This is a genomic window from Myxococcus sp. CA005, from assembly GCF_006518205.1.
Taxonomy (GTDB): Bacteria; Myxococcota; Myxococcia; order Myxococcales; family Myxococcaceae; genus Myxococcus; species Myxococcus xanthus.
This window is the reverse complement of sequence record NZ_SRLV01000084.1, coordinates 1-25,732: the sequence shown is the minus strand read 5'-3', so window position 1 is coordinate 25,732 and position 25,732 is coordinate 1. Positions and strand designations below refer to the sequence as shown.

Sequence of the window (25,732 nt, the reverse complement as noted above, 5' to 3'; positions counted from 1 at the left end):
GCGCCGCCGCTCAGGCGGCGTGGTAGCGGGCCAGCACGCAGGTGACGTTGTCGTTGCCACCTGCGGCGTTGGCCATGTCGATGAGCTGCGAGCAGGCCTTCTCCAGCTCCGGCGTGCGCTGCAGGATTTCCTGCATCTGCGCGTCCGTCACCATGCCGCTCAGGCCGTCCGAGCAGAGCAGGAAGACATCATCCTCCTGCGGCTCCACGCGGGAGACATCCACCTGGACGTTCTCCTTCATGCCCAGCGCGCGGACGATGACGTTCTTGTGGGGGAAGTTCTCAATCTCCTCGGGCGAGAGCTTCTTCGCCTTGAGGTAGTCGTTGAGGAGGGAGTGGTCCTCCGTCACCTGCTTCAGGGCGCCGCCGCGGAAGTAGTAGACGCGGCTGTCGCCGACGTGGCCCACGTAGACGGCGCTCTGGGAGAAGTGCACCGTGACGATGGTGGTGCCCATGCCCTTGTACTTGGACTCGGAGCAGGCCTTCTCGAAGATGCGCGCGTTGGCGAGCTTGACGCCGGTGGCGAGCCGGTTCTCGTCATAGTTGCGCGTCTTGTCCATCTTGAAGGGCCAGGTGCAGTCCTGGTCCTTGGACGTGAGCTTGTAGAATTCGCCGAGCTCGTCCACCGCGATGCGGCTGGCGATTTCGCCAGACGAGTGGCCGCCCATGCCATCCGCCACGCAGAAGAGAAACTCTTCCGGGAGCATCAGGAAGTTGTCCTCGTTGTGATTCCGCTTCATCCCAACGTGGGTGCTGCCAGCTACCTCGATGCGCATGCGCGAGAACTCTTCTAAAGGGGCGAGAAAACGTGGCGCCGGAGGTTAACAAAGCGCTCGGAAATCGGTCAAAGCTCGTGCATCCCGGCCTGACAGGCAGGGGCACTTCGGGCAGGGCCTCAAGGAACCGGCTCGAAGCTCAGCACGTCGCCTTCCTGGGTGCCGCTGGCCGCGAGGACACCCGCGGGAAGCTCCAGGACCGAGCGTGACTGGAAATACACGGATGTCGCACGCCAGGGCGGCAAGGCGGGCATCTGCTTGACGATGCGGCCCTGGGCGTCCAGGAACAGCACGTCAATGGGGATGCGCATGAAGAAAGTGTGGATGGAGTTACAGGGGACGATATGGAGCCCCTGGCCCACCTCCAGCGAGCGGCGCCCCATGAGTCCCTTGAACCGTTGGAGGAACGAGGTGGCCTTGTCGGCCCGGTCCGCCAGCAGCCGTTGCCGCGTCTCGTTGTTCACCTTCCAGCGCATGTAGCGCCTTCTACCCCATGCTCGAGCCCCTGGCGCGTCCTCTCCACCTGGTCCTCGTTTCTCCCCAGATTCCCCCCAACACCGGCAACGTCGCCCGCCTGTGCGCCGTGACGGGCTGTCGGCTCATCCTGGTGGAGCCCCTGGGCTTCTCCATTGACGACCGGCAGCTCAAGCGGGCGGGGCTGGACTACTGGGACAAGGTATTTCTCCGCCTGTATCCAACCTACGCGGCCTATGCGGCGGACTACCCGGACGCCCGGCGCTGGCTCTTCTCCGCCCGGGCTGAAACATCCCTGTATGAGGCCCGGTTCGAGGAGGGGGACCACCTGGTGTTCGGCTCGGAGGTGTCCGGGCTGGCGCCGGAGGTGATGGAGGGGGGCACGGGGACGGCCGTCACCATTCCCATGCTGGAGGACCGCCGGAGCCTGAACCTGTCCACGTCGGTGGGAATCGGGACCTATGAGGCCCTGCGACAGGTCCGTTTCACCGGAGCGGGCAGGCAAGCGCCCCCGGCAAGTTGAGGGGCCGTGTAGAGGGACTACACTGCGGCGACGCATGACCCCGTCGCAGGCCGCCGAAGCGCTCTATTCCGCCCACAAGTCCCGCGCCACCGGGAGGCTCACGCTTTCCTCGGGAGGGCGCGAGTCCCGGCTGTGGCTGCGCGAGGGGAACCTCGTGGGGACGCAGCTGGGCTTCGGGTTCCAGAGCCCGGCGCAGGCCCTGCTCCAGTCCGGGCTGCTGGACGCGGAGGCGCTGGACACGCTGTGGGCGCGGGGTGGGGCAGGGGCTCCGGACGAGGAGACGCTGGAGGCGTTCGACCTGGTGCCGGAGGTGGTGGCGGAGCAGCAGGTGCTCGCGCATGTCCGGCGGTTGAGCGCGCTGGCGGAGCAGGCCGCGTTCGAGCCGGGGACGGTGGAGGCGGAGGGGTTTGAGCCCATCGCGGGCGTGCGGGTGGTGCGCGCGGCGCTGGAGGGGCCGATTCATGGCGGCGCGGCGGCGCGCGTGTTCCGGTGTGAGGATGTCGAGGCCTGTGGGCCGTGGCTCGCGGATGTTTCGGAGCGGGCGTTCCTGGAGACGTTGGCGGAGTTCCGTGAGCCGGAGTCGCTGACGCCCGCGCAGGAAGCGCTGCTGCTCGTGCTGGAGCGCGAGGGCTGGGTGCAGGCGCTCTCCGTGGAGGACTGGGAGGCGCGCGAGCGGGTTCGACGGGAGGAGGAAGAGGCTCGGCGGCGAGCGGAGGAGGAGGCGCGGCTCGAAGAGGAGCGGCGGCGGGCGGAGGAGGCTCGGCTCGAGGCGGAGCGGCTCGCGGAAGAAGCTCGACGCGCTGAGGCGGCTCGGCTCGAAGAAGAGCGCCGTGTGGCGGAAGAAGCTCGCCTGGCTGAAGAGGCTCGGCTCGCCGAAGAGGCTCGCCTGGCTGAAGAAGCGCGCTTGGCTGAAGAAGCGCGCTTGGCTGAAGAGGCTCGACTGGCGGAAGAAGCGCGGCTCGAAGAAGAGCGTCGCGTGGCCGAAGAGGCCCGGCTGGCGGAAGAGGCCCGTCTCGCAGAGGTCGCTCGGCTTGAGGCGGAGCGCCTTGCTGAAGAGGAACGGCGTCTCGCGGAGGAGGCGCGTATTGCCGAAGAGGCTCGGCTTGAGGCGGAGCGCCTAGCTGAAGAGGCGCGGCTCGCCGAAGAAGCTCGCCTCGCGGAAGAGGCCCGTCTCGCCGAAGAAGCTCGCCTCGCGGAAGAGGCCCGCTTGGCGGAAGAGGAGCGGCTCGAAGAGGAGCGCCGACTGGCGGAAGAGGCTCGGCTCGCCGAAGAAGCTCGTCTCGAAGAAGAGCGTCGACTGGCGGAAGAGGCTCGACTGGCGGAAGAGGCTCGTCTGGCGGAAGAGGCTCGTCTGGCGGAAGAGGCTCGTCTGGCGGAAGAGGCTCGTCTCGAAGAAGAGCGTCGACTGGCTGAAGAGGCTCGACTGGCGGAAGAGGCTCGTCTCGCGGAAGAGGCTCGACTCGCGGAAGAGGCTCGTCTCGAAGAAGAGCGTCGCCTGGCGGAAGAGGCACGTCTCGCTGAAGAGGCACGTCTCGAAGAAGAGCGCCGTCTGGCGGAAGAGGCACGTCTCGCAGAAGAGGCTCGCGTAGCCGAAGAGGCGCGTCTCGCTGAAGAGGCTCGGCTGGCGGAAGAAGCGCGGCTCGAAGAAGAGCATCGCGTGGCCGAAGAGGCTCGGCTCGCAGAAGAGGCGCGGCTTGAAGAGGAGCGCCGCCTAGCGGAAGAGGCGCGTCTTGAAGAAGAACGCCGCCTTGAAGAAGAGCGTCGTCTGGCGGAGGAGGTTCGTCTCGCGGAAGAGGCGCGGCTGGCAGAGGAAGCGCGCCTTGAAGAGGAGCGTCGGCTCGCGGAAGAGGTTCGTCTCGCAGAGGTCGCTCGGCTTGAGGCGGAGCGCCTTGCTGAAGAGGAACGGCGTCTCGCGGAGGAGGCGCGTATTGCCGAAGAGGCTCGGCTTGAGGCGGAGCGCCTAGCTGAAGAGGCGCGGCTCGCCGAAGAAGCTCGCCTCGCGGAAGAGGCCCGTCTCGCCGAAGAAGCTCGCCTCGCGGAAGAGGCCCGCTTGGCGGAAGAGGAGCGGCTCGAAGAGGAGCGCCGACTGGCGGAAGAGGCTCGGCTCGCCGAAGAAGCTCGTCTCGAAGAAGAGCGTCGACTGGCGGAAGAGGCTCGACTGGCGGAAGAGGCTCGTCTGGCGGAAGAGGCTCGTCTGGCGGAAGAGGCTCGTCTGGCGGAAGAGGCTCGTCTCGAAGAAGAGCGTCGACTGGCGGAAGAGGCTCGTCTCGCGGAAGAGGCTCGACTCGCGGAAGAGGCTCGACTCGCGGAAGAGGCTCGTCTCGAAGAAGAGCGTCGTCTGGCGGAAGAGGCACGTCTCGCTGAAGAGGCACGTCTCGAAGAAGAGCGCCGTCTGGCGGAAGAGGCACGCCTCGCGGAAGAGGCTCGCGTAGCCGAAGAGGCGCGTCTCGCTGAAGAGGCTCGGCTGGCGGAAGAAGCGCGGCTCGAAGAAGAGCATCGCGTGGCCGAAGAGGCTCGGCTCGCAGAAGAGGCGCGGCTTGAAGAGGAGCACCGCCTAGCGGAAGAGGCGCGTCTTGAAGAAGAACGCCGCCTTGAAGAAGAGCGTCGTCTGGCGGAGGAGGTTCGTCTCGCGGAAGAGGCGCGGCTGGCAGAGGAAGCGCGCCTTGAAGAGGAGCGTCGGCTCGCGGAAGAGGCCCGGCTAGAGGCGGAGCGTCTGGCGGAGGAAGCTCGTCTGGCAGAAGCGGCTCTACTTGAGGCGGCGCGCCTCGCCGAAGAAGCTCGCCTGGCTGAAGAGGCTCGGCTGGCGGAAGAAGCGCGGCTCGAAGAAGAGCGTCGTCTGGCCGAAGAGGCTCGGGCTGAAGAAGAACGCCGCCTTGCAGAAGAGGCTCGGCTCGCAGAAGAGCGTCGTCTGGCGGAAGAGGAGCGGCTCGAAGAGGAGCGCCGCCTAGCGGAAGATGCCCGCGTAGCCGAAGAAGCGCGGCTCGAAGAAGAGCGTCGTCTCGCCGAAGAAGCGCGGCTCGAAGAAGAGCGTCGTCTCGCCGAAGAAGCGCGCCTCGAAGAGGAGCGCCGCCTCGCGGAAGAGGCTCGGCTCGCGGAAGAGGCTCGCCTCGAAGAAGAGCGCCGCCTTGCGGAAGAGGCGCAGCGTGCGGAGGCCGCTCGGCTCGAGGCAGAACGCCTGGCGGAAGAGGCGGAGCGGCTTGCGGAGGAGGCCCGCCTCGCGGAAGAGGCTCGACTCAAGGCGGAACGCCTTGCCGAAGAAGCCCGCCTCATCGAGGAGCGCCGTCTCGCGGAGTCCGCCCGCCTTGCGAGAGAAGCCCGCCGCGCGGAGGAGATCTGGGCCGCGGAGGAGGCCCGTCTCGCCGAGGTCGCGCGCGTCGAGGCGGAGGCCCGCCAGGCCGAAGAAGCCCGCCAGGCCGAAGAGCTGCGTCTGGAGATCGAACGCCGTCGCGGCAAGGACGCTCGCGCCGCCGAGCAGGCCCGTCAGGCAGACGAAGGCCGTCCCACCGAAGAGCCCACGCAGTCCGACTCCATCCCCGAACTCGCGGCCGAGGACATCGAGGCCCTCACGCTTGATGTGGGCGACATCCTGCTCACCGAGCTTCCCGCTCAGCCCTCCGAGGCGGATTCCTGGGCGGACTCCGTCCAGAACGCCGGTGCATCCGACCTGGACCTGGCCGCTCTGCCCGAAAGCGCGGACGCTCTGCGTATCGCCCGGCAGAAGGCTCAGGCCGAGCTCCTCCACGACATGGAGGAGGCCCTCCGCCGCTCGAAGTCCCTGCCGCTCGAGCCATGGCTCGCGGACGAGCCGCCCCTGTCGACACCGCCCACGCGGACGCAGGACCGCGTCCCCATCCAGGACGAGCAGTGGCACACCGAGGCCATCTCCCTCAGCGCTGCGTCCGACACCGAGTCGGAACTCCCGCTGCTGGAAGTCGAACCCGAGCCCGAACTTTGGGCCGTCGCCGAGCCACTGCCGGCGCCAGCGACCCGTCCCGCCGCGGGCGAACCTCCGGTCCTCACGCCTGTCGCCGAAGACGACGCGGACATCCTGCTGGAGGCGACCCCCGACGAGGAGGACGACGCCAGTTGGGCCACCCAACCGTCCGCGCCGCCGCCGCGCCCGGCCACACCCAAGACCGGGGACGAGGACCTCTGGCGCATCGTCGCCTTCGACAAGGACGAGGGCGCCGACACCCTGACAGCGTCGTTCGAGGCCGCGCTCCTCCAAGTCGATACGCACCTGGAGTCGCTCGTCCGCTCGGATGTCAATCAGGCGAACGTCGATTTCGACGAGCCTCCTGTCGAGGCCATTGTCGAGGCGACCATCGAACCGGTAGCACCCGATTCATCGGGGGCCTTCCCCGGTGACAACTCATGGCCAACTGGCCAGACTGACTGGGACGAGCCGTCCGGAGACTTGGACGACTGGGACTTTGACGAGGACGACTTGGCGGCAGATCCCTCCAACCCCGACGAGGCAGCAAAGCTCCGGCGGCAGCGTCTCTTGCGTCGCGCCATGGAGAACATGGGGGTCCTCGGTGGGCGCCCGCCCTCCGCACCGGGCGCCACGCCCTCGCCCACGAGCGAACCCGCCGCCGCCCCGGCCCCCGCTGCCTCCGAGCCTCCCAGGCCCGACGAGGCCCGCCTGGCCCAGCAGCTCGAGCAGCGCTTCGCGGACGTCCAGGCCAAGCGAGACCACTTCTACGTGCTCGGCGTTTCGCAGGACGCCTCGCGCGACCAGGTGAAGACCGCCTTCCTCAACCTGGCCAAGATCTTCCATCCGGACCGCCTGCCGCCGTCGCTGCCCCACATGGCGCCGAAGATCACCGCCGTGTTCGAAGCCATCCGAGAGGCCTACGAGGTCCTCTACGACGACACCCGGCGCAAGACGTACCAGCAGAACCTCCAGGCCCAGCAGACCCTGCCCAAGCCGCCGTCGTCCGCGCCGACCGCTCCGGTACTCCGCCCGCAGGGCCGCGCCGACAGCAATGCCGACGACCTCTACAAGATGGGCGAGGTCTTCTTCCGCAAGCGCGACTTCACCACGGCCTCCGACCACTACGACCGCGCCCACGCGCTGGAACCCAAGCCGCTGTATCTGGCTGCTCGGGCCTGGGCCATCTACATGGACCCGGCGCGCAAGGCGGACATGGCGAAGGCCAAGCAGATGATGGCGGACGCGGTGCGCGCGGACCCGAATTGTGATCGGGCGCACTACCAGCTCGGCGTCATCGCCCGGGTCGAAGGCGACATGGACCGCGCGGAGCGTTGCTTCCGCGAGGCCGTGCGCGCCAACCCCAAGCACCTCGAGGCGAACCAGGAGCTGCGGCTCATCGACATGCGCAAGAAGAACCCTCCGAAGAAGGGAGGCTTCTTCCGCTGACGCGGCAGGCCTCACAATGGGTACGGGTACTTCAGCCCGGCCCGATTTGACTCTCCCCCCGCACCTGGCTCGAGCCGCCTGTCCATCAGGAGGCCAGCCAGGTTCCCCACCGGCCCCAGCCATTGACATGCCTGGAAAGCGGGCAGGATGCTCCCGCGTCAGGCTCCCTGGGCCGTCTGCAGTGACGAAAGGCATGGAACGTGGCCAAGCAGCACCTGCTCCTGGTCGATGGTGACGCGAAGAGCCTCCGGGTCATGGAGGTCAGCCTGAAGAAGGCCGGCTTCTCCGTGACGACGGCCATTCACGGCAAGGATGCGCTCGAGAAGGTCCAGATCAGCCCTCCGGACCTCGTGCTCGCGGACACGAAGATGCCGGAGATGGACGGCTTCGAGCTGTGCAAGACGCTCAAGTCCGACGAGCGCTTCAAGTTCATCCCGTTCGTCTTCCTGACGAGTCAGAAGTCGGTCGAGTTCAAGGTGCGCGGCCTGGAGCTTGGCGGTGACGACTACCTGACCAAGCCGATCTACATCAAAGAGATCGTCACCCGCGTGAAGATGATCCTCCAGAAGGCGGAGAAGGAGAGGATCGAGAAGCGGGAGACGACGAAGGGCGGTTTCGCCGGCAGCCTCGCCGACATGGGCGTGGTGGACCTGGTGCAGACCTTCGAGATTGGCCGCAAGACGGGCCTCATCAACATCCAGGGCGAGCGCACCGGCACCGTCTACTTCAAGGACGGACGCGTCATCGACGCGGAGCTGGGACGGCTCAAGGGCGAGAACGCCTTCTACCGGATGCTGAACACCTTCGAGGGCCAGTTCGAGGTGCAGTTCAGCGCGCTGGACCGTCCGGAGCGCATCGAAATCTCCACGCAGGGCCTGCTGATGGAGGGCATGCGCCGCCTCGACGAGTGGGGCCGCATGCTCGAGCAGTTGCCGCCGCTCGAGACGGTGTTCGAGATTGACTACCACCAGCTCGCCGACCGCCTGTCGGAGATTCCGGACGAGGTGAACGGACTTCTGCGGCTCTTCGACGGCAAGCGCGCGTTGAGCCGCGTGGTGGAGGACTCGGACTTCGAGGACCTGGCCGCGCTGGGCATCATCAGCAAGCTGTACTTCGAGGGCCTCATCCGCGAGCTGGGCAACGCGCCGCTGGAGCCGGTGCAGAGCAGCAAGCCCGGCATCGAGCAGTGGCTCAACACGGCGCCGCCCGCCAGCGCGACCGTGGAGCCCGCGCCTCCCGCGCCGGAGAGCCCGCCGCAGCCGATTCCCGAAGCCGCCGTTCCCGAAGCGGCCCCCGAGCCCGTGGCCGCCGCGCCGGAGCCTTCTCCGCGGCCCATGCCGCAGAGCGTGCTCGCGCCTCCCGCGGGCGTGGAGGACGAGCCGGCCGCGCCGTCGCCCGCCGCGCCCGCGCAGCCCGCCGACGTGGTCGTCTTCCACGCGCGGCCCAAGCGCTCGGACACGCCTGAGTACACGCCCGAAGTTCCGGTGACCGAGCCGGTCCCGGAGGCCCCCGCGCAGGAGGCTTCGGCGTTCCTGGTCGAGCCGCCGCCGGCCCACCGTGCCGTGGAGCACGCGCGTCGCAGCCTGCTGCTGGACTGGAGCCGGGTGGACACCGAGGGCATCAGCGCGCCCACGACGTGGGGGCCGGGCTCTGGCTGGTCGCACACGCCGCGGGCCCATGGCGCCGCCTCCTCCGCTTTCGCCGCGAGCGCGCCCGCATTCGAGCCCGTGCCCTCGCCGCGTGCGCCCATCTTCGGTGGCGCGGCCGTGGCACCCAATCCGTTCCCGCCCGTGCCCCCGCCGACGCCGGCGCCGCCGTCGTCCGAGGTGACGCTGGTGAGTGGCAGCGGCTACGTGACGCCGCCCATCCCGTCAGTGCAGGTCGATGCGGAGTTCGTGGCCGAAGAGGTCCCCGCCACGCCCCAGCTCGCGCTGCCGCCCTATTCGGGCCACGGCGTGCCCGAACTGTCCGCCGAGCCGCCCACGCCCAGCGCGCCACTGGCCAGCACGGTCGAACCGTCTCTCGCATCCTCGGTGCCAGCTCCGGCTGTCGTGGAGACGCAGCCCGCCGAGCCGGCCGCCACCGCGCCCGCGACGCCCGGGGAGGTCGCCCCGGATGCATCCGCGAAGCCCACGGACGCCGGAGTCGTCACGCCCGTGAAGTCAGCGGACGCCGCCCCGGTTGCGCCCGCGACGCCCGTTTCTTCCGTGCAGTCGGCCGAAAGGAAGCCGGCGGCCACTCACACCAGTGACGCAGCCGTGGCCAACGCGGGTCGTTCCAATCGCACCGGGCTCATCATCGGCGCGGCGGTGGTCCTCATCGGCGCGGTCGCGGCCGTTGTCGTGGGGACGGGCAGCGGTCCGTCGGAGGCGCCTCCTTCGAAGCCTCCCGTGGTGGAGACGCAGGCGCCCGTGAACGACGACGCCAAGCAGACACCACCTCCGGAGCAGGCACCACCGCTCGAAGAGGCCACGGCCAAGGCCCCCGAGGCTCCGCCGGAGCCGCCCGCCGCTACACCGGATGCGGGTACGGCCATTGCCGAGGCGCCGAAGCCACCCGAGGCGACACCCACCGAGGCCCCCACGCCGTCGGAGCCCGCCGTGGATCCGGAGGTCGAGTTCGCCACGCTGGTGAAGCAGGCGAGGGCGGCCGTCGTCAGTCAGCGGTTCCGGTCGGCGGCGGGAAGCTATCGCAAGGCGCTGGCGCTCAAGCCGACGGCCACGGAGGCGAAGGCGGGCCTGGGCATCGCGCTGGTGAACGGCTTCACCACGGACGGGGCCTACCGCGAGGCGGCCAAGCTGTTGCAGGAAGTCGTCAAGGAAGAGGACTCCAACGCCCGTGCCTGGCTGTCGTTGGGCATGGCGCTACAGTTCACCGGCAAGAATTCCCAGGCGGCCGACGCCTACAAGCAGTACTTGTTGCTGGAACCGACGGGGTCTTCCGCCGAAGAGGTCCGCACGTTGCTCAGGGGGCTGGGCAACTGAGCGGGGACGGCCCCACTTCCATCATTGGCCCCCTGAGAAGTGAGCTGCCTTGCTCGTCCTAGGACTGGAAACCTCGTGTGATGAGACTGCCGCCGCCGTCGTGGAGGACGGCCGCCGCGCGTTGTCGGATGTCGTCTCCACGCAGGTGGACATCCACCGGCGGTGGGGTGGGGTGGTGCCGGAGCTGGCCAGCCGCAACCACATCGTCCAGGTGCTGCCCGTCGTCCACGAGGCGCTGACGCGGGCGAACAAGACGCTCGACGACGTGGACCTCATCGCCGTCACGTCCGGCCCCGGACTCATCGGCGCGCTGCTGGTGGGAGTGCAGGTGGCCAAGGGCTTGAGCCTGGCGACGGGCAAGCCCTTCGTGGGCGCCAACCACCTGGAGGGCCACCTGCTGGCCATCCGGCTGTTGGAGGTGGCGCCGGAGCCGCCGTTCCTTGGGCTCGTCGTTTCCGGCGGGCACACCAGCCTCTACGAGGTGCAGGCCTACGGGCAGTACCGGCTGGTGGGCAGCACGCGCGACGACGCGGCCGGCGAGGCATATGACAAGACCGCTCGCATCCTCGGCCTGCCGTATCCGGGTGGGCAGCCCATCGACCAGTTGGCGCAGCAGGGGAACCCGGAGGCCATCCGCTTCCCGCGCGCGCTGCCGGGCGACAACTTCGACGTGTCCTTCTCCGGGTTGAAGACGGCGGTGCTGCACCACGTGCAGAAGCACGGCGTGCCGCAGGGGCAGGCGCTGGCGGATTTGTGCGCGTCCTTCCAGGAGGCCGTGGCGGACGTGCTGTCGAAGAAGCTGGTGGCCGCCGCGCGCCGGTTGGGCCACAAGCAGTTGGTGCTGTGCGGCGGCGTCGCCGCGAACTCGCGGCTGCGGGCACTGTGTCAGGCGCGAGCCGAGGAGCGGGGGTTGAACATGTTCCTGCCCCCGGTGCGGCTGTGCACGGACAATGGCGCCATGATTGCGGTGGCGGGGTATGAGGCGTACCGCCGCGGCCTGCGCGGAGATTTCCGCCTCGCCGCCGACCCGGCCTGGCGCATGTAGAGGGGAGCAGACGGGTGGAATCGCCTAGAGACATCCTCAAGCGGCATGGCCTGCGCGCCAAGTACAGCTGGGGACAGAACTTCCTCGGAGACGAGGACGCGCTGGAGGCCATCGCCGACGCGCTGAACCTGCGCGCCGATGAGCCGGTGGTGGAGCTGGGCCCGGGCCTGGGCCACCTCACGCGCTTCCTGGCCGCCACCGGGGCCCGCGTCACCGCCGTGGAGCGGGACCGGGACATGGTGATGGTGCTGGAGAAGGAGGCCATCCCCGGCGTGCGCGTGGTGTCCGGCAACGCGGCCACGGTGGACTTCGCCCAGGTGGCTGGCGCGCCCGACGTCGCGGTGGCGGGAAACCTCCCGTACCACCTCACCAGCCCCATTCTCTTCCGAGTGCTGGAGCAGCGGGCCCATGTCTCGCGCGCGGTCTTCACGCTCCAGAAGGAAGTGGTGGAGCGGCTCGCCGCGGAGCCCGGCAACCGGGACTACGGTCTGCTGACGGTGCTGCTGGGCATGCACTACGACGCGGAGAACGTCCTCACGCTGGAGGCGTGGCGCTTCCATCCGCCCCCGAAGGTGGACTCCGCGGTGCTGCGGCTCACCCGCCGCAAGTCGCCGCGCGCGCCCATCATCGACGAGGCCCGCTTCACCCGCGTGGTGAAGGCGTCCTTCGCGCACCGGCGCAAGACGCTCATCAACTCCATCAAGTCGGACCCGACGCTCGGGACGACGGAGACGCTCATCGCCGCCCTGGAGGCCGCGGGGGTGGATCCGCAGCGCCGCGCGGAGACGCTGACTCCCGAGGAGTTCGCCGCCATCGAGCGCGCGCTCGGCCCCCTGACGCCGGCTACGTCCACGCCCGCGGAGTAGGGCGCCGCTAGCGTCCGCGCATGCCCAGTGCCTGGAGCAGGCCGCCTTGCTGCTCCAGGTAGGCGAAGAACTCGGCTTCGGGGATGCGCATCCGGGCGAGCACGCCGCGGAGGATGTCCTCCACGGTGCCGTCCTGTCGGCGCTTCAGCTCCATGGCCGTCTTGAGCAACACCACGCCATAGAGCGGATCCGGCTCCACGGGAGGTGTGGGCGCTCGCTGGGTGGGCGTGCTCTGGCGGGCCTCTTCCAGCCGCACCACTGTCTTCGCCCGCTGTCTGCCGCTCATGTCCGGAGACCACCCCGCGCACACGCCAAGAAGTCGCGCGGACCGTAGGAGATGCGTCTCGGAGCGTCAAGGGACGCGGGACGCCGTGGAAAATTGCCGGATTCCAGCGGCCGTGTTGTGTTATCCGCCCGCGTGCGTGGCCGCGCCTTCGCGCGATGTCTCGCGCGCGCGGTCTCAAAGCGCATTCCGCGGGCGGGAGGCCTCGGGCGGATGGACTACCGGTATATCGTGGTGGAAGGGCCCATTGGCGTGGGCAAGACGAGCCTCTCCAATATCCTCGCGGAGCGTCTGGCGGGACGGCGCATCCTCGAAGTGGTGGAGGAGAACCCCTTCCTGTCCAGCTTCTACACGGACCGGCAGAAGTTCGCGTTCCAGACGCAGATCTTCTTCCTGCTGTCGCGCTTCCGTCAGCAGCAGGAGCTGTTCCAGCAGGACCTCTTCAGCTCGATGACGGTCAGCGACTACCTGTTCGCCAAGGACCGCATCTTCGCGCACCTCAACCTGGACGCGCACGAGCTGGCCCTCTACGAGCGCGTCTTCGAGGCGCTGGGGCCCCGCGTGGCCAAGCCGGACCTGGTCATCTACCTCCAGGCCCGACTGGACGTGCTCCTGCACCGCATCAAGAAGCGCGGCCGGGAGTTCGAGCGCAAGTTCGACCCCACGTACCTGGAGGGGCTCGTCCACTCCTACAACAACTTCTTCTTCCACTACACGGACACCCCGCTCCTCGTCGTGGATACCTCCGACATCGACTTCGTGAATGTCGAGGCAGACAGGGAAGACCTGCTTGCCACCATCCGGAAGGCGAAGCCGGGCACGCAGCATTACGTTCCGAAGGCTTCCCGCCGGGGCTGAAAGTCAGGCTCCTGGTGGGACGTCCGCCTTCAACCTCCCCACGGCCGGCGCGGTGGCGTTAGAGTGCGGTGGCGGGCCCAGGGCTCCCGGCGATCCCCGGTGGGGACGGCGAGGCGCGAATGGGCCCGTCAGGCCGTTCAACCCGTAGCCATAGGAGGTGAACCGTGAAGGACAAGGTCACCATCCACACACTGAAGCGCTTCAAGCAGATCGGTCAGAAGATCTGCATGGTCACCGCTTACGACGCCACGTTCGCCCACATCCTCGAAGAGGCAGGCGCGGATGTGCTGCTGATAGGCGACTCGCTGGGCATGGTCATCCAGGGGCATGACTCCACGCTGCCGGTGACGATGGACCAGATGGTCTACCACACGGCCGCGGTGGCCCGTGGCGCGCGCCGGGCGCACGTCGTGGCCGACCTGCCGTTCATGAGCTACCAGGTGTCGAACCAGGAGGCGGTCCGCAACGCGGGCCGGCTGGTGGCGGAAGGCGGCGCGGGCAGCATCAAGCTGGAGGGCGGCGCTGAGTTCGCGGACACGGTGCGGGCCATCGTCCGCGCGAGCATCCCCGTCATGGGACACCTGGGGCTGACGCCGCAGTCCGTCCACAAGATGGGCGGCTACGTCGTCCAGGGCCGCGGCGAGGACCAGGCGCGGCAGATTCTGGACGACGCGCTGGCGCTGGAGCAGGCCGGGGCCTACGCGCTGGTGCTGGAAGGCGTGCCCATGGACCTGGCGCGCACGGTGACGCAGCGCCTGTCCATCCCCACCATCGGCATTGGCGCCGGCGTGGACTGTGATGGCCAGGTGCTCGTCTGCTACGACCTGCTGGGCATGAACCCGGACTTCAAGCCGAAGTTCGTGAAGCGCTACGCCAACCTCCACGGCTCGATTACCGAGGCCGCGGGCGCGTACTTCGCGGAGGTCCGCAAGGGCGCGTTCCCGGACGAGGAGCACTCCTTCAAGGCGACCAAGAACATCCGGCTGGCGCCGGGGGCTCCGGCTCCGGCGGCCCGGGTGGAGCCGTCCGCGCCCGCCGAGGCTGGCGAGAAGCTGGGCCCCGTCTACGGGAGACCCGCCTAGTCATGGCTCCCGCCGTCCTGAAAACCGTTGCGGACGTGAAGGACTGGACGGCGGGGCTGCGCCGGGAGGGGCACCGGCTCGCGCTGGTGCCCACCATGGGCTTCCTGCATGAAGGTCACCTCTCGCTCATTCGCGAGGGGCGGCGCCGCGCGGACGTGGTGGCCGTGTCCATCTTCGTGAACCCCACGCAGTTCGGGCCGAAGGAGGACTTGTCCCGCTACCCCCGCGACTTCGAGGGTGACGTCGCCAAGTGCATCAGCGCGGGCGCGCAGGCCATCTTCGCGCCCGCGGGCCCGGAGGTGATGTACCCGCAGGGCTACCAGACGTACGTGGAGGTGACGGACGTCAGCCAGGGCCTGTGCGGGGCCCGGCGTCCGGGGCACTTCCGCGGGGTGGCCACCGTCGTCACGAAGCTGCTGACGCTGTTCCGCCCGGAGGTGGCGCTCTTCGGGGAGAAGGACTACCAGCAGCTCCAGGTCATCCGGGCGCTCAACCAGGACCTGCACCTGGGCGCGGACATCGTCGGCATGCCGACGGTGCGCGAGCCGGACGGCCTGGCGATGAGCAGCCGCAATGCCTACTTGTCCCCCGAGGAGCGGCAGCGGGCGCTGGCCCTGTCCCGGGGGCTCAAGGCCGCCCAGGCGCTGCTGCGCGAGGGCACGCGGGAGTCGGAGCCCCTGGTGGCGGCCGTCCGGCGCGAATTGGAGGCGGCGGGGCTTCGGGAAGACTACGTGGAACTGGTGGATGCGGAACGGCTGACGCCTCTGGCTTCGGTGGCGCCCGGGCAGCCTGCCCGGTTGCTCGTCGCGGCCTTCAGTGGCACGACGCGCCTCATCGACAACATGCAGTTGGGTGGTGAGGAGAACGCGGGACGCGTATGACATCCGGAGGGAAGTCAAAGGGAGTGGGCAGTGAGCCCGGCGTGAGAGTCATCGCGGAAAACCGTCGTGCGCGTTTCGACTACACGGTCGACGAAAAGGTGGAGGCCGGGCTGGCGCTCACGGGAAGCGAGGTGAAGTCTCTGCGAGACGGAATCGCCAATCTGTCGGACGCCTACGCGCTCCCCAAGGGGGACGAGCTCTTCCTGCTCAACGCGAACATCGGCTCCTACAAGGCGGCGAGCTTCTTCGACCACCTTCCCACTCGGGGTCGCAAGTTGTTGATGCACCGAGGAGAAATCGACCGTTGGACGGCGAAGGTGCGTGAGCGGGGTTATTCGATCATCCCGCTTGTGCTGTACTTCAGGAACGGCCGTGCCAAGGTGGAGCTGGGGCTCTGCCGGGGCAAGACGCATGAGGACCGGCGCCACGACATCAAGGAGCGGGAGACGAAGCGGGAGATGGACCGGGCGATGCGCCGACGTTGAGAGGGGCGCCCGAAGTTCTTTCGCCGTACACCGATGGACGACAAGAAGGTTCTCGACAAGAAGGAGCGGCTGCTGGCCGCGCTCGACCAGGGCATGGTGATGATTCACCTGGACGCGCGTCGTCCGGGCGTGCTCGTCCCAGCCTCCGTCAAGACGGAGGCGCACCTGCGCCTCAATCTCTCGTACCGGTTCGACCCACCGGACCTCACGGTGGGCGAGTGGGGCGTGCGCTCCACGCTGAGCTTCTCCGGCTCGCGCTTCACCATCGCGGTGCCGTGGTCGGCGTTGTTCGCCATCGCCAGCCACGTGACGAAGGAGTTCTGGATGTACCCGGAGGACATGCCGCCGGAGTTGCTCCAGCAGACGGCCGCGTCACGTCCGGCGCAGCCCTTGCCCGTCGCTCCCGTGCCGGTGGCCGCGGAGCGCCCGCGCACCTTCCTCCGGGAAGTGCAGGGCGAACGGCGCGATGAGCCGCCCGCCGATGTTCCGCCCGCGGACGGACCGCCGGACGAGCCGCCGCCGCGTCGTGGTCATCTGCGCCTGGTGAAGTGAGGCGCGTTCAGCGCTTCAGCTTCGCCTCGATGTGAGCGGCCTCGCCGCCGGAGAACGTCCCCTTCCATGTGCGGTGGCCTTTGAGCCGGACCTGGATGGGGACGCGCCCCGCTGGATAGCGGTTCTCGAGCAGCAGGGGCGTCGTCCCCAGCTCCGCGTCTCGGACCCAGACGGTGGCTCCAGGCGGGTCGCTGTCGATGCGCAGCATCGGGGCCGACAGGCGGAGCCCCGTCGCCGACATCACCCGAATGAGCAGGGTGGAGCGCTGAGGCCACAGCCAGATGCCGGTGCCCACCAGCAGCGCCACGAGCAGCAGCCCCAGTGCCCGTTTCAGGCGCGAGCGCCGGAGGAGGGCCGCCTCATCGGGCCAGTCGCTCGCTGGCGAGGGCGGGCGCTCCGCCAGCTCCAGTGCATCTGCGTCGGTCTGGAGCACGCTCTTCGCGCCCGGCGTGACGTGCGTCTGGGGGACACTCTCCGCGAGCGTCTGATGCGCGGTGAGCTCGACGCCCGCGGATGGAGCGAAGGCGCCCGGAGCGGTGGGCGTGCGAGGCGTTGCCGCCGCGCCGGTCGAGGCATCCGGCCACATCGCGCAGTGTGAGCACCGGGCTTGGGGCGAGGAGAGCACGTGGTTGCATCGAGGGCAGTGATGCACCATCCGCCCACTGACGCTGAGCGCCGCGCCGCCCGGCATGGAGAGAGGCTCTTCTTCCGACGCAGCGGCCTCGGCGGGCGACGGCGCATGCACGGCCATCGCCAGCGAACCCGCGTCAGCCTGTGCCTGCGTCACGGGGCGCCTGGAAGCCGCTGCCTGTTCACTCAGGGGCGGCGGCAATCCCAGCCCGCGAAGGAACGCGGCCAGCGTCTGAGACGTCGCGGGCTCGCCGACTTGGGCCAACCACCGGGCAAAGCCTTCGGCCAGTGACTCCGGCGAGTGGAAGCGCTCCTGGGGCGCCCTCGCCAGCATGCGCATGACGGCGCCCGCCAGGGGTGTGGGCACGCCCTGTGGTGGCTCCACCGGCCGCGTCAGGATGGCGTAGGTCACCGCGCTCGCGTCCTTCTCGGTGTGGAACGGATGCTGCCCCGTGAGCAGCTCGTAGAACACGATGCCCAGGGAGAACTGGTCGCTCGCGGCGGTGGCGGGAGCGCCTTGCAGCACCTCGGGCGCGGTGTACGCCTCCTTCCCTCGGAAGACGCCGGGCGCGGTGTGGGCCGGGCCGGCCATCCGCGCGATGCCGAAGTCCGTCAGCTTCACCTCGCCCTCGCGAGACACCAGTACGTTGGAGGGCGACACGTCGCGGTGGGCCACCATCACTGGCCGCCCGTCATGCACCTTCCGGTATGCATGACCGAGCCCCGCCAGGGCCTGATGGACGATGAAGGCGGCCAGGTGCGGAGGGAAGCGCACGCCCAGGCGCGCGGCCGAGCGTAGCAGCACGCCCAAATCCCACCCGTCCACCAGCTCCATCACCAGGAAGAGCCCTTCGGGGCCCTGGCCCACGTCATGGACGGTGGCGATGTTCTGGTGTTGCAGCAGCGTGGCCAGCCGGGCCTCGGCCAGGAACATGCGCGCGATGTCCGGCTCGCGAGCCAGGTGGGGGAGCACCCGCTTGATGGCCACCGGCCGCTCGAATCCCTCCGCGCCGCGCGCGACGCCGAGGAAGAGCTCCGCCATGCCTCCAGAGGCCAGCGGACGAACGAGCCGGTAGCGTTCGTTCACGGGGCGCTCAGGCGGCGGGCTGGGTGATGTCGCGCAGCAGCTTCCAGGGATAGATGCCGGTGGTGTGGCCGTCGCTGAAGCTGAAGGCCAGCGCGTAGTTGCCCACGGGCTGCACCTGCTTGATGCGAAGGTCGGCGGGGACCTTCGACGGGTCCAGCGTCCGCTTGTTCGTCCATTCGTCCACGCACGCGGCGCAGGGGCACTGCTGGCGCAGCACCTGTGCGGTGGCGTCCGTCTTCACCCCGTCGTCCCACGTCAGGTCCAGGCGCACGCCATCCGAGGACAACTGTGCGTCCGTCGCGGTGACGGCTGGGGGGGCGGGCTTGATGCGGTCCCAGAAGCTCAACGTTTCACCTTCCAGAGTCTCAACAGTCTTGCGCCCTCCCTACCATCCTTCGGCCGTCAGGAGGCGAGCTTCACGGGCAGCCGGTGGCCCTCCAGCCGCACGCCCTGCTTCGCCAGCACCTGCTTCAGGGCCTGGACGACCTTCGGGTCCAACTGGGCGCCGCTGAGGTTGTCGAGGATTTCCATCGCCTTCTCCAGCGGCATGGCCTTCTGGTACGGGCGGGTGGAGGTGCAGGCGTCGAAGGTATCCGCACACGCGACGATGCGGGCCAGCAGGGGAATGTCCTCGCCCTTGAGCTTGTCCGGGTAGCCGGTGCCGTCCCAGCGCTCATGGTGGTGGCGGACGCACGCGCGCACCGCGCCCAGGAAGCTCACCGGACCGATGATGGCGTCACCGATGGCGGGGTGCTCGCGCATGATGTCCATCTCCTGGTCCGTCAGCCGCGTCTGCTTGCAGAGGATGGACTCCACGATGCCAATCTTCCCGATGTCGTGGAGGATGCCGCCGTACTGCAACTGCCGCAGCTCGCGCTCGGTGAGCTTCATCTCCCGGCCAATCTGCACCGAGACGTCGCCCACGCGCTGGCTGTGGCCACGGGTGTACGCGTCCTTCGAATCGATGGAGTTCGCCAGCGCGACGATGGTCTCCAGGTAGCCCTTCTCCAGGCTCTCGTAGAGGCCGCGGTTCTCCATGTCGTACGCGAGCAGCTGCTTGCTCATGTAGTTGAACGTCTGCGCCAGCTCGCCCAGCTCGTTCTTCTGCTTGATGTCCACCTCGACGCCGAACTTGCCGTGTGCCAGCTCCAGCGCGCCGCTGATGAATCCCTTGAGCGGCCGGGTGAGGTTCCGCGAGAAGAGCGCCGCCAGCACCACCGCCACCAGGATGGCCGCCCCCAAACCCAGGAGGATGCGCTGTTCCATGGTGTCCACCTGACGGTAGGCGTGCTCCACGGGTTGCTCGGAGACGATGGCCCAGCCCGTCTCGGGCAGCACCGTGTACGCGGCCACCACCGCGTCCCGGCCCTCGCCGAAGTTGCCGACGTGGAACAGCTCCATGTCCGACTTGCCCACCAACTGCTTCAGCAGGTGCGCCACCGGGCCGCGCTGCGCCACGTCCTCGCCCAGGCCGGCGACGCCGCCACCGCCCGCCACGAGGTGACCGTGACGGTCCGCCAGATACGCGAAGCCGGTGCTGCCCACGCGCTCCTGCTCCAGCATCTTCCGCAGGTCGGCCAGGGACAGGTCCGCCGCGATGTACCCCCGGACGGGCTCGCCCAGCGGGAAGGCCAGCGTCAGCACCGGCTCGCTACCCTGCGGGTCCTTCACCACGTCCGCGTAGCGCACGCCCTCGATGTTCTCGAGCAGCGCCCGCGCGCGCTCCTCATGCCCGGCCAGCGCGGTGGGCGGCACGTCGTGCTTGGAGAAGGCCTGGAGTCCCGGCAGCCGCTGGCGGTTGGCGTCGAACACGGTGAGCGCCAGCACATCGCGCCGCTGGTTGAGCACCGAGGCCAGGTGTGTCTGCTGCGCTTCCAATGGCAGGCCGAAGAAGCCGGGCACGCGGGCCAGGCCCAGCACCGCGTCGGTGGGCTCGCCGAGGAAGATTTCGGCCTTGAGGCGCAGCTGCTTCACGCGCTCCTGTGCCAGTTCCTGGGCGTCGCGCACCAGGAGCTCCCGGGTGTGGGAGACGGAGAGCCACCCCACCATCAGCGTGGGGACGACGCCCACCACCAGCATCAACAGGAGGATGGCTTTGAACAGGCGCACGGCGTGGCTCCTCCAGGGGTTACTGCCACTGGCCCTTCTTCACTTCGAGTTTGAGGCGCTCGGACACCAGCTCGAAGTGCCTGGGCGCGCTGGGCTCGGACGGACCCGCGGGGCCCACCGCGCGCACCGTCCACCGGTAGCTTCCCGCGGGTAGCACTGGCAGCTTCGCTTCCAGGCTGGTGACTGTCTGCGTGAAGACGGCGCGTTGCTCCTGCGCGCGCGACACTTCCACTTCATAACGTTCCGCGCCCCGTACAGCCTCCCAGGTCAGCTTCACCGGGCCCAGGTGCCCGTCCCGGTCGGGGCGTCGCTTCAGGCGCGCGGAATCCTCCGGCTGCCCGGGGCTGGGGGCCACCAGCGGTCGAAGGGGCGCGGGGGGCGGATGGCCCTTCTCCACGCGGATGGATTCACCCTTGGCGACGGGCTGGGCGACGCCCTCGGCCTCCACGCGGACCGGCGGGCCGTGCTTCACGGTGACGGTGGTGCTGTCGCCGTCGCCCACTTCCACGGTGAACGCGGAGGACTGCGGCGAGCGGTCTGCCGCCACCAGCTTCCCCACGGCATTGGCCTCCGAGGCCGCCTGCGTGTAGCGCGCCTCGCGGAAATGGGACTCCGCGACCTTCAGCCGGGAGGAGGCCGCTGGGGGGACGCTCGCATCCTTCGAGCTGGCCACCAGCGTGCGCGCCGTCTCCAGGGCCTTCTGCGCCAGCACGCGCTCGTGGCCGGGCACCTTCAGCCGGGTCCCCGCCGCCACGTCGTCCGAGGAAAGTCCGTTGAGTGCGCGCAGTTCCTCCGCGGCGCGCGCGTCGCCCAGGGTGCGCTGGGCCACCTGGCGCAGGGATTCGTTGGGGCCCACCACCACGGTGCCCGGGGGCGTCGTGCCCAGCCATGTGAGGAGGAGGAGCGCCGCCTTCATTGGAAGACAATCTCCCTTCCCGCCTGGATGGTGGCGGACGGCGTGGTGACGGACAGGGACTGGGTGGCGGGCTTCTCCAGCTCCGCGTCGATGCGGCCCCGCAACACGGTGAGGTCCGTGCGCTGCTGGCCGGGGCGGGTGCGCGTCTCCGCGATGCTGATGAGCGAGTCCCCGGTGAGGTGCACCGTGCTGCCGTTGGCGGCGAAGACGATGTCGGTGCCGGCGCCCGCCTCGGTGCGGACCTTGTCATTCTCGTAGAGCGGCTGGCCTTCCCGGGCGGGGCTCCACTCGTCGGCCGTGGCGCGCTTGATTTGGACGCCGCCCTTCATGGCTCGCAGGTGTGCGCGGTGCGTGGCCACTGTGGGAGGCGTTGCCGCGTCGGGCGCGGACGGACGCTCATCGGCGGTGCAGCCGGCGGGGAGGGCCGAAAGCGCGAGCGCAAGCAACATGGGAGACCAGCGTCGTCCGTTCACGAGAGGAGTTCCGGGGGACCCGAAGTCTATCGAAGGTGGACCCGAGGGGGGGCGGGCCTGGGTACACGCACGCTAGTTCAAACGGCGGTGCTCCAGGCAGGGGAGGTTGCGTCGGATGCGCGCTTGCAGCTCCGGGTCCACCGGCGCCAGCGCGAGCCCCTCTCCCTCGGAGGCCCGCGCAGTCACCAGGCCCCACGGGTCCACCACCAGGGCGTGGCCATAGGTGACGCGGTTGGCGGAGTGCCGTCCTCCCTGAGCGGGCGCCAGCACGTACGCCTGGTTCTCGATGGCGCGGGCCCGCAGGAGCACTTCCCAGTGGTCCTTGCCCGTCATGAGGGTGAAGGCCGCCGGGACCGCCAGCAGCGTGGCGCCTTCGCGGGACAGCCGCCGGTACAGTTCGGGGAATCGCAGGTCGTAGCAGACGGATAGCCCCAGCCGGCCGACCTCCGTCTCCGCGGAGACCACCTCCGTCCCCGGCGCCACCGCCGCGGACTCCTGATAGGTCGCACCATCTCCCACCTCGACGTCGAAGAGGTGGATTTTCCGGTACACGGCCAGCCGCTCGCCGCCGGGGCCGAAGAGGACGCTGGTGTTGTAGAGGCGCCCACCCGGCGCGCCCGTCTCCAGCACGCTGCCGGCCAGCAGCGTCACCTTCAGCTCCCGGGCCAGGCTGGCCATCTGGGACAGCGTCGGACCGTCGAGCCCCTCGGCGGCGTCCTGCCGCTCGGGCTCTGGCCCCATCCAGGAGAAGTTCTCGGGGAGGCCCACCAGCCGGGCACCCAGTGCGACGGCGCGCCGGACGAGCCGGGTCGCGGCTTCCAGGTTGTGGGCCTTGTCGGCGGTGGACACCATCTGCGCGGCGGCGATGAGGTGCATGGGCGCGTTATAACCCCCATGGGGCCTCGGAACCCCTGGGAATTCCTCGCCCTGCCGGGCGGGTTTCGCCCGGAGTAGGAGGGCGTGTCCTTCCTTTACACCCCGACGGGGCGTGTGCTACGGACGCCCCGACATTTTTCGATGAAGCACTTCGAAAAGTGGGCCGCGTGCCCGCTTTTCGTGTTTTTGGAGACTGGTTTCCCGCTTATGTCGGAGAAGAACCTCAAGCAGACGGTGGAGGAGCGGGCCTTGGCCCTGCTCGAGCCCATTGTCGCGGGTGAAGGCCTGGAGCTCGTGGACCTGGAATTCCTCCGGGAGCGCGAGGGCTGGGTGCTCCGGTTGTTCATCGACAAGCCGGGTGGCCGCGTAGGGCTGGACGAGTGCACCCAGGTGTCGCGCGCGGTGGATCCGTCGCTCGACGTGGAGGACTTCATCCCCCACGAGTACAACCTGGAGGTTTCCAGCCCCGGGGTGGACCGTCCGCTGAGGAAGCCGACGCACTTCGAGCGGGTGAAGGGACAGCAGGTGAAGGTGAAGACGTTCGGCCCGGTGGGAGAGCCCCCGCGCAAGAACTTCACCGGCACGCTGACCGAGGTGGCAGGCGACGGCATCTCGGTGGAGGTGGAAGGGGCCGGAACCTTCCACATCCTCTTCAAGGACATCGCCAAGGCGAACCTGGAGTTCCAGTTCTAGACGTCGACATACAGGGTGCCCCTCCGCGCGAGGGCGCCCGTGGACCCTTTTAGGAGAAGACCATGCCCACGCAGCAAGCCAACCCGAGTGTCAACCTCAACCTCGTCCTGGACCAGGTCGCCAAGGACAAGGGCATCGACCGGGCTGTGCTGATTGCCACGCTCGAAGACGCGATGAAGACCGCGGCCAAGAAGCACTTTGGCCAGGACCGCGAGCTCGAGGCGAAGTACGACCCGGACAAGGGCGTCGTGGAGCTGTTCCAGGCCATCACCGTGGTCGAGGAGATTGTCGATCCGGTCCAGGCGGTGAATCAGATCTCCCTGGTCGAGGCCCACAAGAAGGGCATGGAAGTGGAGCCGGGCGACGAGCTCGTGTTCCAGATCTTCTACCGGGACGAGGACGCCGCCGAGGCCAAGGCCCAGGACGACCAGTACGGTGACATCCTCCGCCTGAAGACCTTCCGTCGCGGCTTCGGCCGCATCGCCGCGCAGACGGCCAAGCAGGTCATCCTGCAGCGCACGCGCGACGCGGAGCGGGAGAACGTCTTCAACGAGTACCGCGACCGGAAGAACGAAATCGTCACCGGCATCGCCCGCCGGTTCGAGCGCGGCAACATCATCGTGGACCTGGGCCGCGCCGAGGCCGTGCTGCCGGTGCGCGAGCAGGTCCCGCGTGAGACCTACCGTCCCGGCGACCGCGTCCAGGCCTACGTGCTGGACGTGCTCCGTGAGTCCAAGGGCCCCCAGATTGTCCTCAGCCGCGCGTCCGTCAACCTGCTCACCAAGCTGTTCGAGATGGAGGTGCCGGAAATCGCCGAAGGCATCGTCGTCATCGAGGCGGCGGCGCGTGAGCCGGGCGGCCGGGCGAAGATTGCCGTGTCCAGCCGGGACTCGGACGTGGACCCCGTGGGCGCCTGCGTCGGTATGAAGGGCAGCCGTGTTCAGGCGGTGGTGCAGGAGCTGCGCGGCGAGAAGATCGACATCGTCCCCTTCGACGAGGATCCGGCCCGCTTCGTGTGCTCGGCGCTGGCCCCGGCGGAGGTCAGCCGCGTCATCATCGACGAGGCCAACCACGCCATGGAGCTCATCGTCCCGGACGACCAGCTCAGCCTGGCCATTGGCCGTCGCGGTCAGAACGTCCGCTTGGCAGCCCAGCTGACCGGCTGGAAGCTCGACATCAACAGCGAGAGCCGGGTCCGGGAGCTGCGCGAGTTCGCCAACCGCTCGCTGGGCTCGCTGCCCGGCGTCAACGAGATGCTGGTGGAGACGCTCTACGCGCACGGCTTCCGTCAGGCCCGGGACATCGCCGAGGCCAACGCGGAGTTGCTGGCGCAGCTGCCCGGCATCGACCCGGCCCGCATCCCCTCCATGCAGGAAGCCGCCCGGACCCGGATGGTCGAGGATCAGGCGGAACTGTCGCGCATGGATTATGAAAGAGAGCAGGCCCGCATCGCGGAGGCTCGGCGGCATCCGGACGAGCTCAGCCAGCCCGAGCGCATGGCGCGCGTGCGTGGCGTCGGTGAGAAGACCATCGAGCAGCTCATCCTCGCGGGGTACCGCTCGGTGGAGGACATCGCCAACGAGAAGGACCTGGCGAAGCTGGGCGATGTTCCGGGTGTGGGTATCAAGAAGGCCCGCCAGCTGAAGAGCGCGGCGGAAAACTATCTGGTGGAGGAAGCCAAGCTGCGCGCGGAGCTGAATGCCGAGCGCGGCGCCATGACGGTGGCACTTGAGGGTGGCGCAGAAGCCACCAAGGCGCCGTAAGCTAAGCGAGGGAGGGGACGTGCGGCGCCCGGCTGGCCGGCCCAGGCCGGAAGTTCAGAATGCGGGGTCAGGTCCGGTCCGGACGTGCGTCGGATGCGGGTCGCGGCGACAACAGGCGGAACTGACCCGGTTCGTGATAGGGCCCGGAGGCGCCATCGAGGTGGACAGGAAAAGGCGGCTGCCAGGACGGGGCGCCTACCTGTGCGGTGCCGGTTGTCTGACGGCAGCGCTGAAGCGGAAGGCGTTTGGTAGGGCCTTTCGCGGAAAGGCGGGCCAGGTTGACCCGTCGCAGCTCGGACAGGCATGGGAGCAGGGGGACGGTGAGCGGAGGGGTGCGGGGGGGAGTGGGTGTTAGCCACCACTCGCACACATTTTCGGGTTTGGACTAGGGTGCTGCGCCCCGGAGTCGGCGGAGCAGAAGGCCATCAAGGGCAATATGTCGAAGAAGCGCGTCCACGAAATCGCCAAGGAACTCAAGAGCCACGGGATTGAGCTCGACAACAAGGAGGTCGTCACCGAGCTGTCGAGCCTCGGTTACGACGTCAAGAGCCACTCGTCGTCTCTCGATGACGACCAGGCGACCGCTGCCGTCCAGAAGATTCTGGACAAGCGCAAGCCGAAGCAGGCCACGCCGCCCGTGACGGCGAAGGGCTTCGTCGTGCGCCGCAAGGTGGGTCCGCCCGCCGGTGCGACCGCGGACAGCGGGGCCGAGGCTTCACAGGCCGCCGAGCCCGCCTATGAGCCGCCGTCGGCGCCCGAGCCCGCCACGTTCGCCGCCGAGGAGCCAGTGCAGGCACCTCCGCCCGTCGAGGCGCCCCGTGCGCCCGTCGAGGCGCCGAGCGCCCCGGAGCCCCAGCGCGTCGAGGCCCCGGTCGCCGCCGCCACGGAGCCCACGGCTCCGGCTGCTGTCACGTCTACGCCCCCCGCGCAGGTCGCCGAGGCCACCAAGGCCCCTGCCGCCGCCGAGGTGGCTTCACCCCCGCCCCTGTCTCTT

23 protein-coding genes are annotated in these 25,732 nt (G+C 69.0%); 14 read left to right on the top strand and 9 right to left on the bottom strand.

Features of this window, described 5'->3' with window-relative positions:
* Positions 1-10 precede the first annotated feature (10 nt).
* The gene (locus FMQ63_RS29005; protein ID WP_011552128.1) at positions 11-775 is read right to left on the bottom strand and encodes a Stp1/IreP family PP2C-type Ser/Thr phosphatase; all 765 of its coding nucleotides are present in this window, start codon (positions 773-775) and stop codon (positions 11-13) included.
* 119 nt (positions 776-894) lie between these two features.
* On the bottom strand, positions 895-1,251 hold the full coding sequence (locus FMQ63_RS29000; protein ID WP_011552129.1) for a DUF192 domain-containing protein: 357 nt from the start codon (positions 1,249-1,251) through the stop codon (positions 895-897).
* Between the two features lie 17 nt (positions 1,252-1,268).
* Between FMQ63_RS29000 and FMQ63_RS28995 the strand changes: the two genes are divergently transcribed.
* The 5 genes from FMQ63_RS28995 to rsmA all read left to right on the top strand — a co-directional run bounded on the left by FMQ63_RS28995 (position 1,269) and on the right by rsmA (position 12,050).
* Entirely contained in the window at positions 1,269-1,772 is a 504-nt protein-coding gene (locus tag FMQ63_RS28995) for a tRNA (cytidine(34)-2'-O)-methyltransferase (RefSeq protein ID WP_011552130.1), read from the top strand.
* A 34-nt stretch (positions 1,773-1,806) separates the two neighbouring features.
* On the top strand, positions 1,807-7,155 hold the full coding sequence (locus FMQ63_RS38175; RefSeq protein ID WP_225909867.1) for a DnaJ domain-containing protein: 5,349 nt from the start codon (positions 1,807-1,809) through the stop codon (positions 7,153-7,155).
* 200 nt (positions 7,156-7,355) lie between these two features.
* The gene (locus tag FMQ63_RS28955) at positions 7,356-10,139 is read left to right on the top strand and encodes a DUF4388 domain-containing protein (protein WP_011552134.1); all 2,784 of its coding nucleotides are present in this window, start codon (positions 7,356-7,358) and stop codon (positions 10,137-10,139) included.
* A gap of 49 nt (positions 10,140-10,188) precedes the next feature.
* Positions 10,189-11,184 (top strand): tRNA (adenosine(37)-N6)-threonylcarbamoyltransferase complex transferase subunit TsaD, encoded by a 996-nt coding sequence (gene tsaD / locus FMQ63_RS28950; protein WP_011552135.1) that lies wholly within the window; start codon positions 10,189-10,191, stop codon positions 11,182-11,184.
* A gap of 14 nt (positions 11,185-11,198) precedes the next feature.
* The gene (rsmA, locus tag FMQ63_RS28945; protein ID WP_011552136.1) at positions 11,199-12,050 is read left to right on the top strand and encodes a 16S rRNA (adenine(1518)-N(6)/adenine(1519)-N(6))-dimethyltransferase RsmA; all 852 of its coding nucleotides are present in this window, start codon (positions 11,199-11,201) and stop codon (positions 12,048-12,050) included.
* A 7-nt stretch (positions 12,051-12,057) separates the two neighbouring features.
* Here rsmA and FMQ63_RS28940 read toward each other — a convergent pair whose 3' ends face one another.
* Positions 12,058-12,336 (bottom strand): hypothetical protein, encoded by a 279-nt coding sequence (locus FMQ63_RS28940; protein WP_026114296.1) that lies wholly within the window; start codon positions 12,334-12,336, stop codon positions 12,058-12,060.
* Between the two features lie 210 nt (positions 12,337-12,546).
* Between FMQ63_RS28940 and FMQ63_RS28935 the strand changes: the two genes are divergently transcribed.
* The 5 genes from FMQ63_RS28935 to FMQ63_RS28915 all read left to right on the top strand — a co-directional run bounded on the left by FMQ63_RS28935 (position 12,547) and on the right by FMQ63_RS28915 (position 16,191).
* Positions 12,547-13,191 carry a deoxynucleoside kinase gene (locus tag FMQ63_RS28935; RefSeq protein WP_011552138.1) on the top strand — a complete coding sequence of 215 codons (645 nt, stop codon included), beginning with the start codon at positions 12,547-12,549 and terminating at the stop codon, positions 13,189-13,191.
* 164 nt (positions 13,192-13,355) lie between these two features.
* Positions 13,356-14,273, top strand: coding sequence for a 3-methyl-2-oxobutanoate hydroxymethyltransferase (panB, locus tag FMQ63_RS28930; RefSeq protein ID WP_011552139.1), 918 nt, complete (start codon positions 13,356-13,358; stop codon positions 14,271-14,273).
* A 2-nt stretch (positions 14,274-14,275) separates the two neighbouring features.
* Positions 14,276-15,154: a pantoate--beta-alanine ligase gene (panC, locus tag FMQ63_RS28925; RefSeq protein WP_011552140.1), complete on the top strand. Its 879-nt coding sequence runs from the start codon at positions 14,276-14,278 to the stop codon at positions 15,152-15,154.
* Positions 15,151-15,639, top strand: a complete 489-nt coding sequence (smpB, locus tag FMQ63_RS28920) for an SsrA-binding protein SmpB (RefSeq protein WP_011552141.1) — start codon at positions 15,151-15,153, stop codon at positions 15,637-15,639. Before panC ends, smpB begins: the two co-directional genes overlap by 4 nt.
* A gap of 33 nt (positions 15,640-15,672) precedes the next feature.
* Positions 15,673-16,191 (top strand): ClpXP protease specificity-enhancing factor SspB, encoded by a 519-nt coding sequence (locus FMQ63_RS28915; protein ID WP_011552142.1) that lies wholly within the window; start codon positions 15,673-15,675, stop codon positions 16,189-16,191.
* A gap of 7 nt (positions 16,192-16,198) precedes the next feature.
* Here FMQ63_RS28915 and FMQ63_RS28910 read toward each other — a convergent pair whose 3' ends face one another.
* The 6 genes from FMQ63_RS28910 to FMQ63_RS28885 form a co-directional block, all read right to left on the bottom strand.
* Positions 16,199-17,908, bottom strand: a complete 1,710-nt coding sequence (locus FMQ63_RS28910; protein WP_011552143.1) for a serine/threonine-protein kinase — start codon at positions 17,906-17,908, stop codon at positions 16,199-16,201.
* A 7-nt stretch (positions 17,909-17,915) separates the two neighbouring features.
* Positions 17,916-18,254: a DUF971 domain-containing protein gene (locus FMQ63_RS28905; protein WP_011552144.1), complete on the bottom strand. Its 339-nt coding sequence runs from the start codon at positions 18,252-18,254 to the stop codon at positions 17,916-17,918.
* Positions 18,255-18,310: 56 nt separating this feature from the next.
* Positions 18,311-20,017: an HD domain-containing phosphohydrolase gene (locus FMQ63_RS28900; RefSeq protein ID WP_011552145.1), complete on the bottom strand. Its 1,707-nt coding sequence runs from the start codon at positions 20,015-20,017 to the stop codon at positions 18,311-18,313.
* 19 nt (positions 20,018-20,036) lie between these two features.
* Positions 20,037-20,933, bottom strand: coding sequence for a LysM peptidoglycan-binding domain-containing protein (locus tag FMQ63_RS28895; protein ID WP_011552146.1), 897 nt, complete (start codon positions 20,931-20,933; stop codon positions 20,037-20,039).
* Positions 20,930-21,382, bottom strand: coding sequence for a FecR domain-containing protein (locus FMQ63_RS28890; protein ID WP_171441281.1), 453 nt, complete (start codon positions 21,380-21,382; stop codon positions 20,930-20,932). The genes FMQ63_RS28895 and FMQ63_RS28890 overlap by 4 nt, the downstream gene beginning before the upstream one ends.
* 96 nt (positions 21,383-21,478) lie before the next feature.
* Positions 21,479-22,282 carry a carbon-nitrogen hydrolase family protein gene (locus FMQ63_RS28885; protein WP_011552148.1) on the bottom strand — a complete coding sequence of 268 codons (804 nt, stop codon included), beginning with the start codon at positions 22,280-22,282 and terminating at the stop codon, positions 21,479-21,481.
* 207 nt (positions 22,283-22,489) lie between these two features.
* Between FMQ63_RS28885 and rimP the strand changes: the two genes are divergently transcribed.
* The 4 genes from rimP to FMQ63_RS28865 form a co-directional block, all read left to right on the top strand.
* Positions 22,490-22,975 carry a ribosome maturation factor RimP gene (gene rimP, locus FMQ63_RS28880; protein WP_011552149.1) on the top strand — a complete coding sequence of 162 codons (486 nt, stop codon included), beginning with the start codon at positions 22,490-22,492 and terminating at the stop codon, positions 22,973-22,975.
* Between the two features lie 62 nt (positions 22,976-23,037).
* Positions 23,038-24,738 (top strand): transcription termination factor NusA, encoded by a 1,701-nt coding sequence (nusA, locus tag FMQ63_RS28875; RefSeq protein ID WP_011552150.1) that lies wholly within the window; start codon positions 23,038-23,040, stop codon positions 24,736-24,738.
* The gene (locus FMQ63_RS28870) at positions 24,710-25,093 is read left to right on the top strand and encodes a YlxR family RNase P modulator (RefSeq protein ID WP_338424001.1); all 384 of its coding nucleotides are present in this window, start codon (positions 24,710-24,712) and stop codon (positions 25,091-25,093) included. Before nusA ends, FMQ63_RS28870 begins: the two co-directional genes overlap by 29 nt.
* 81 nt (positions 25,094-25,174) lie before the next feature.
* A partial coding sequence (locus FMQ63_RS28865) for a translation initiation factor IF-2 N-terminal domain-containing protein (RefSeq protein ID WP_194866449.1) occupies positions 25,175-25,732 on the top strand: 558 nt, incomplete at its 3' end.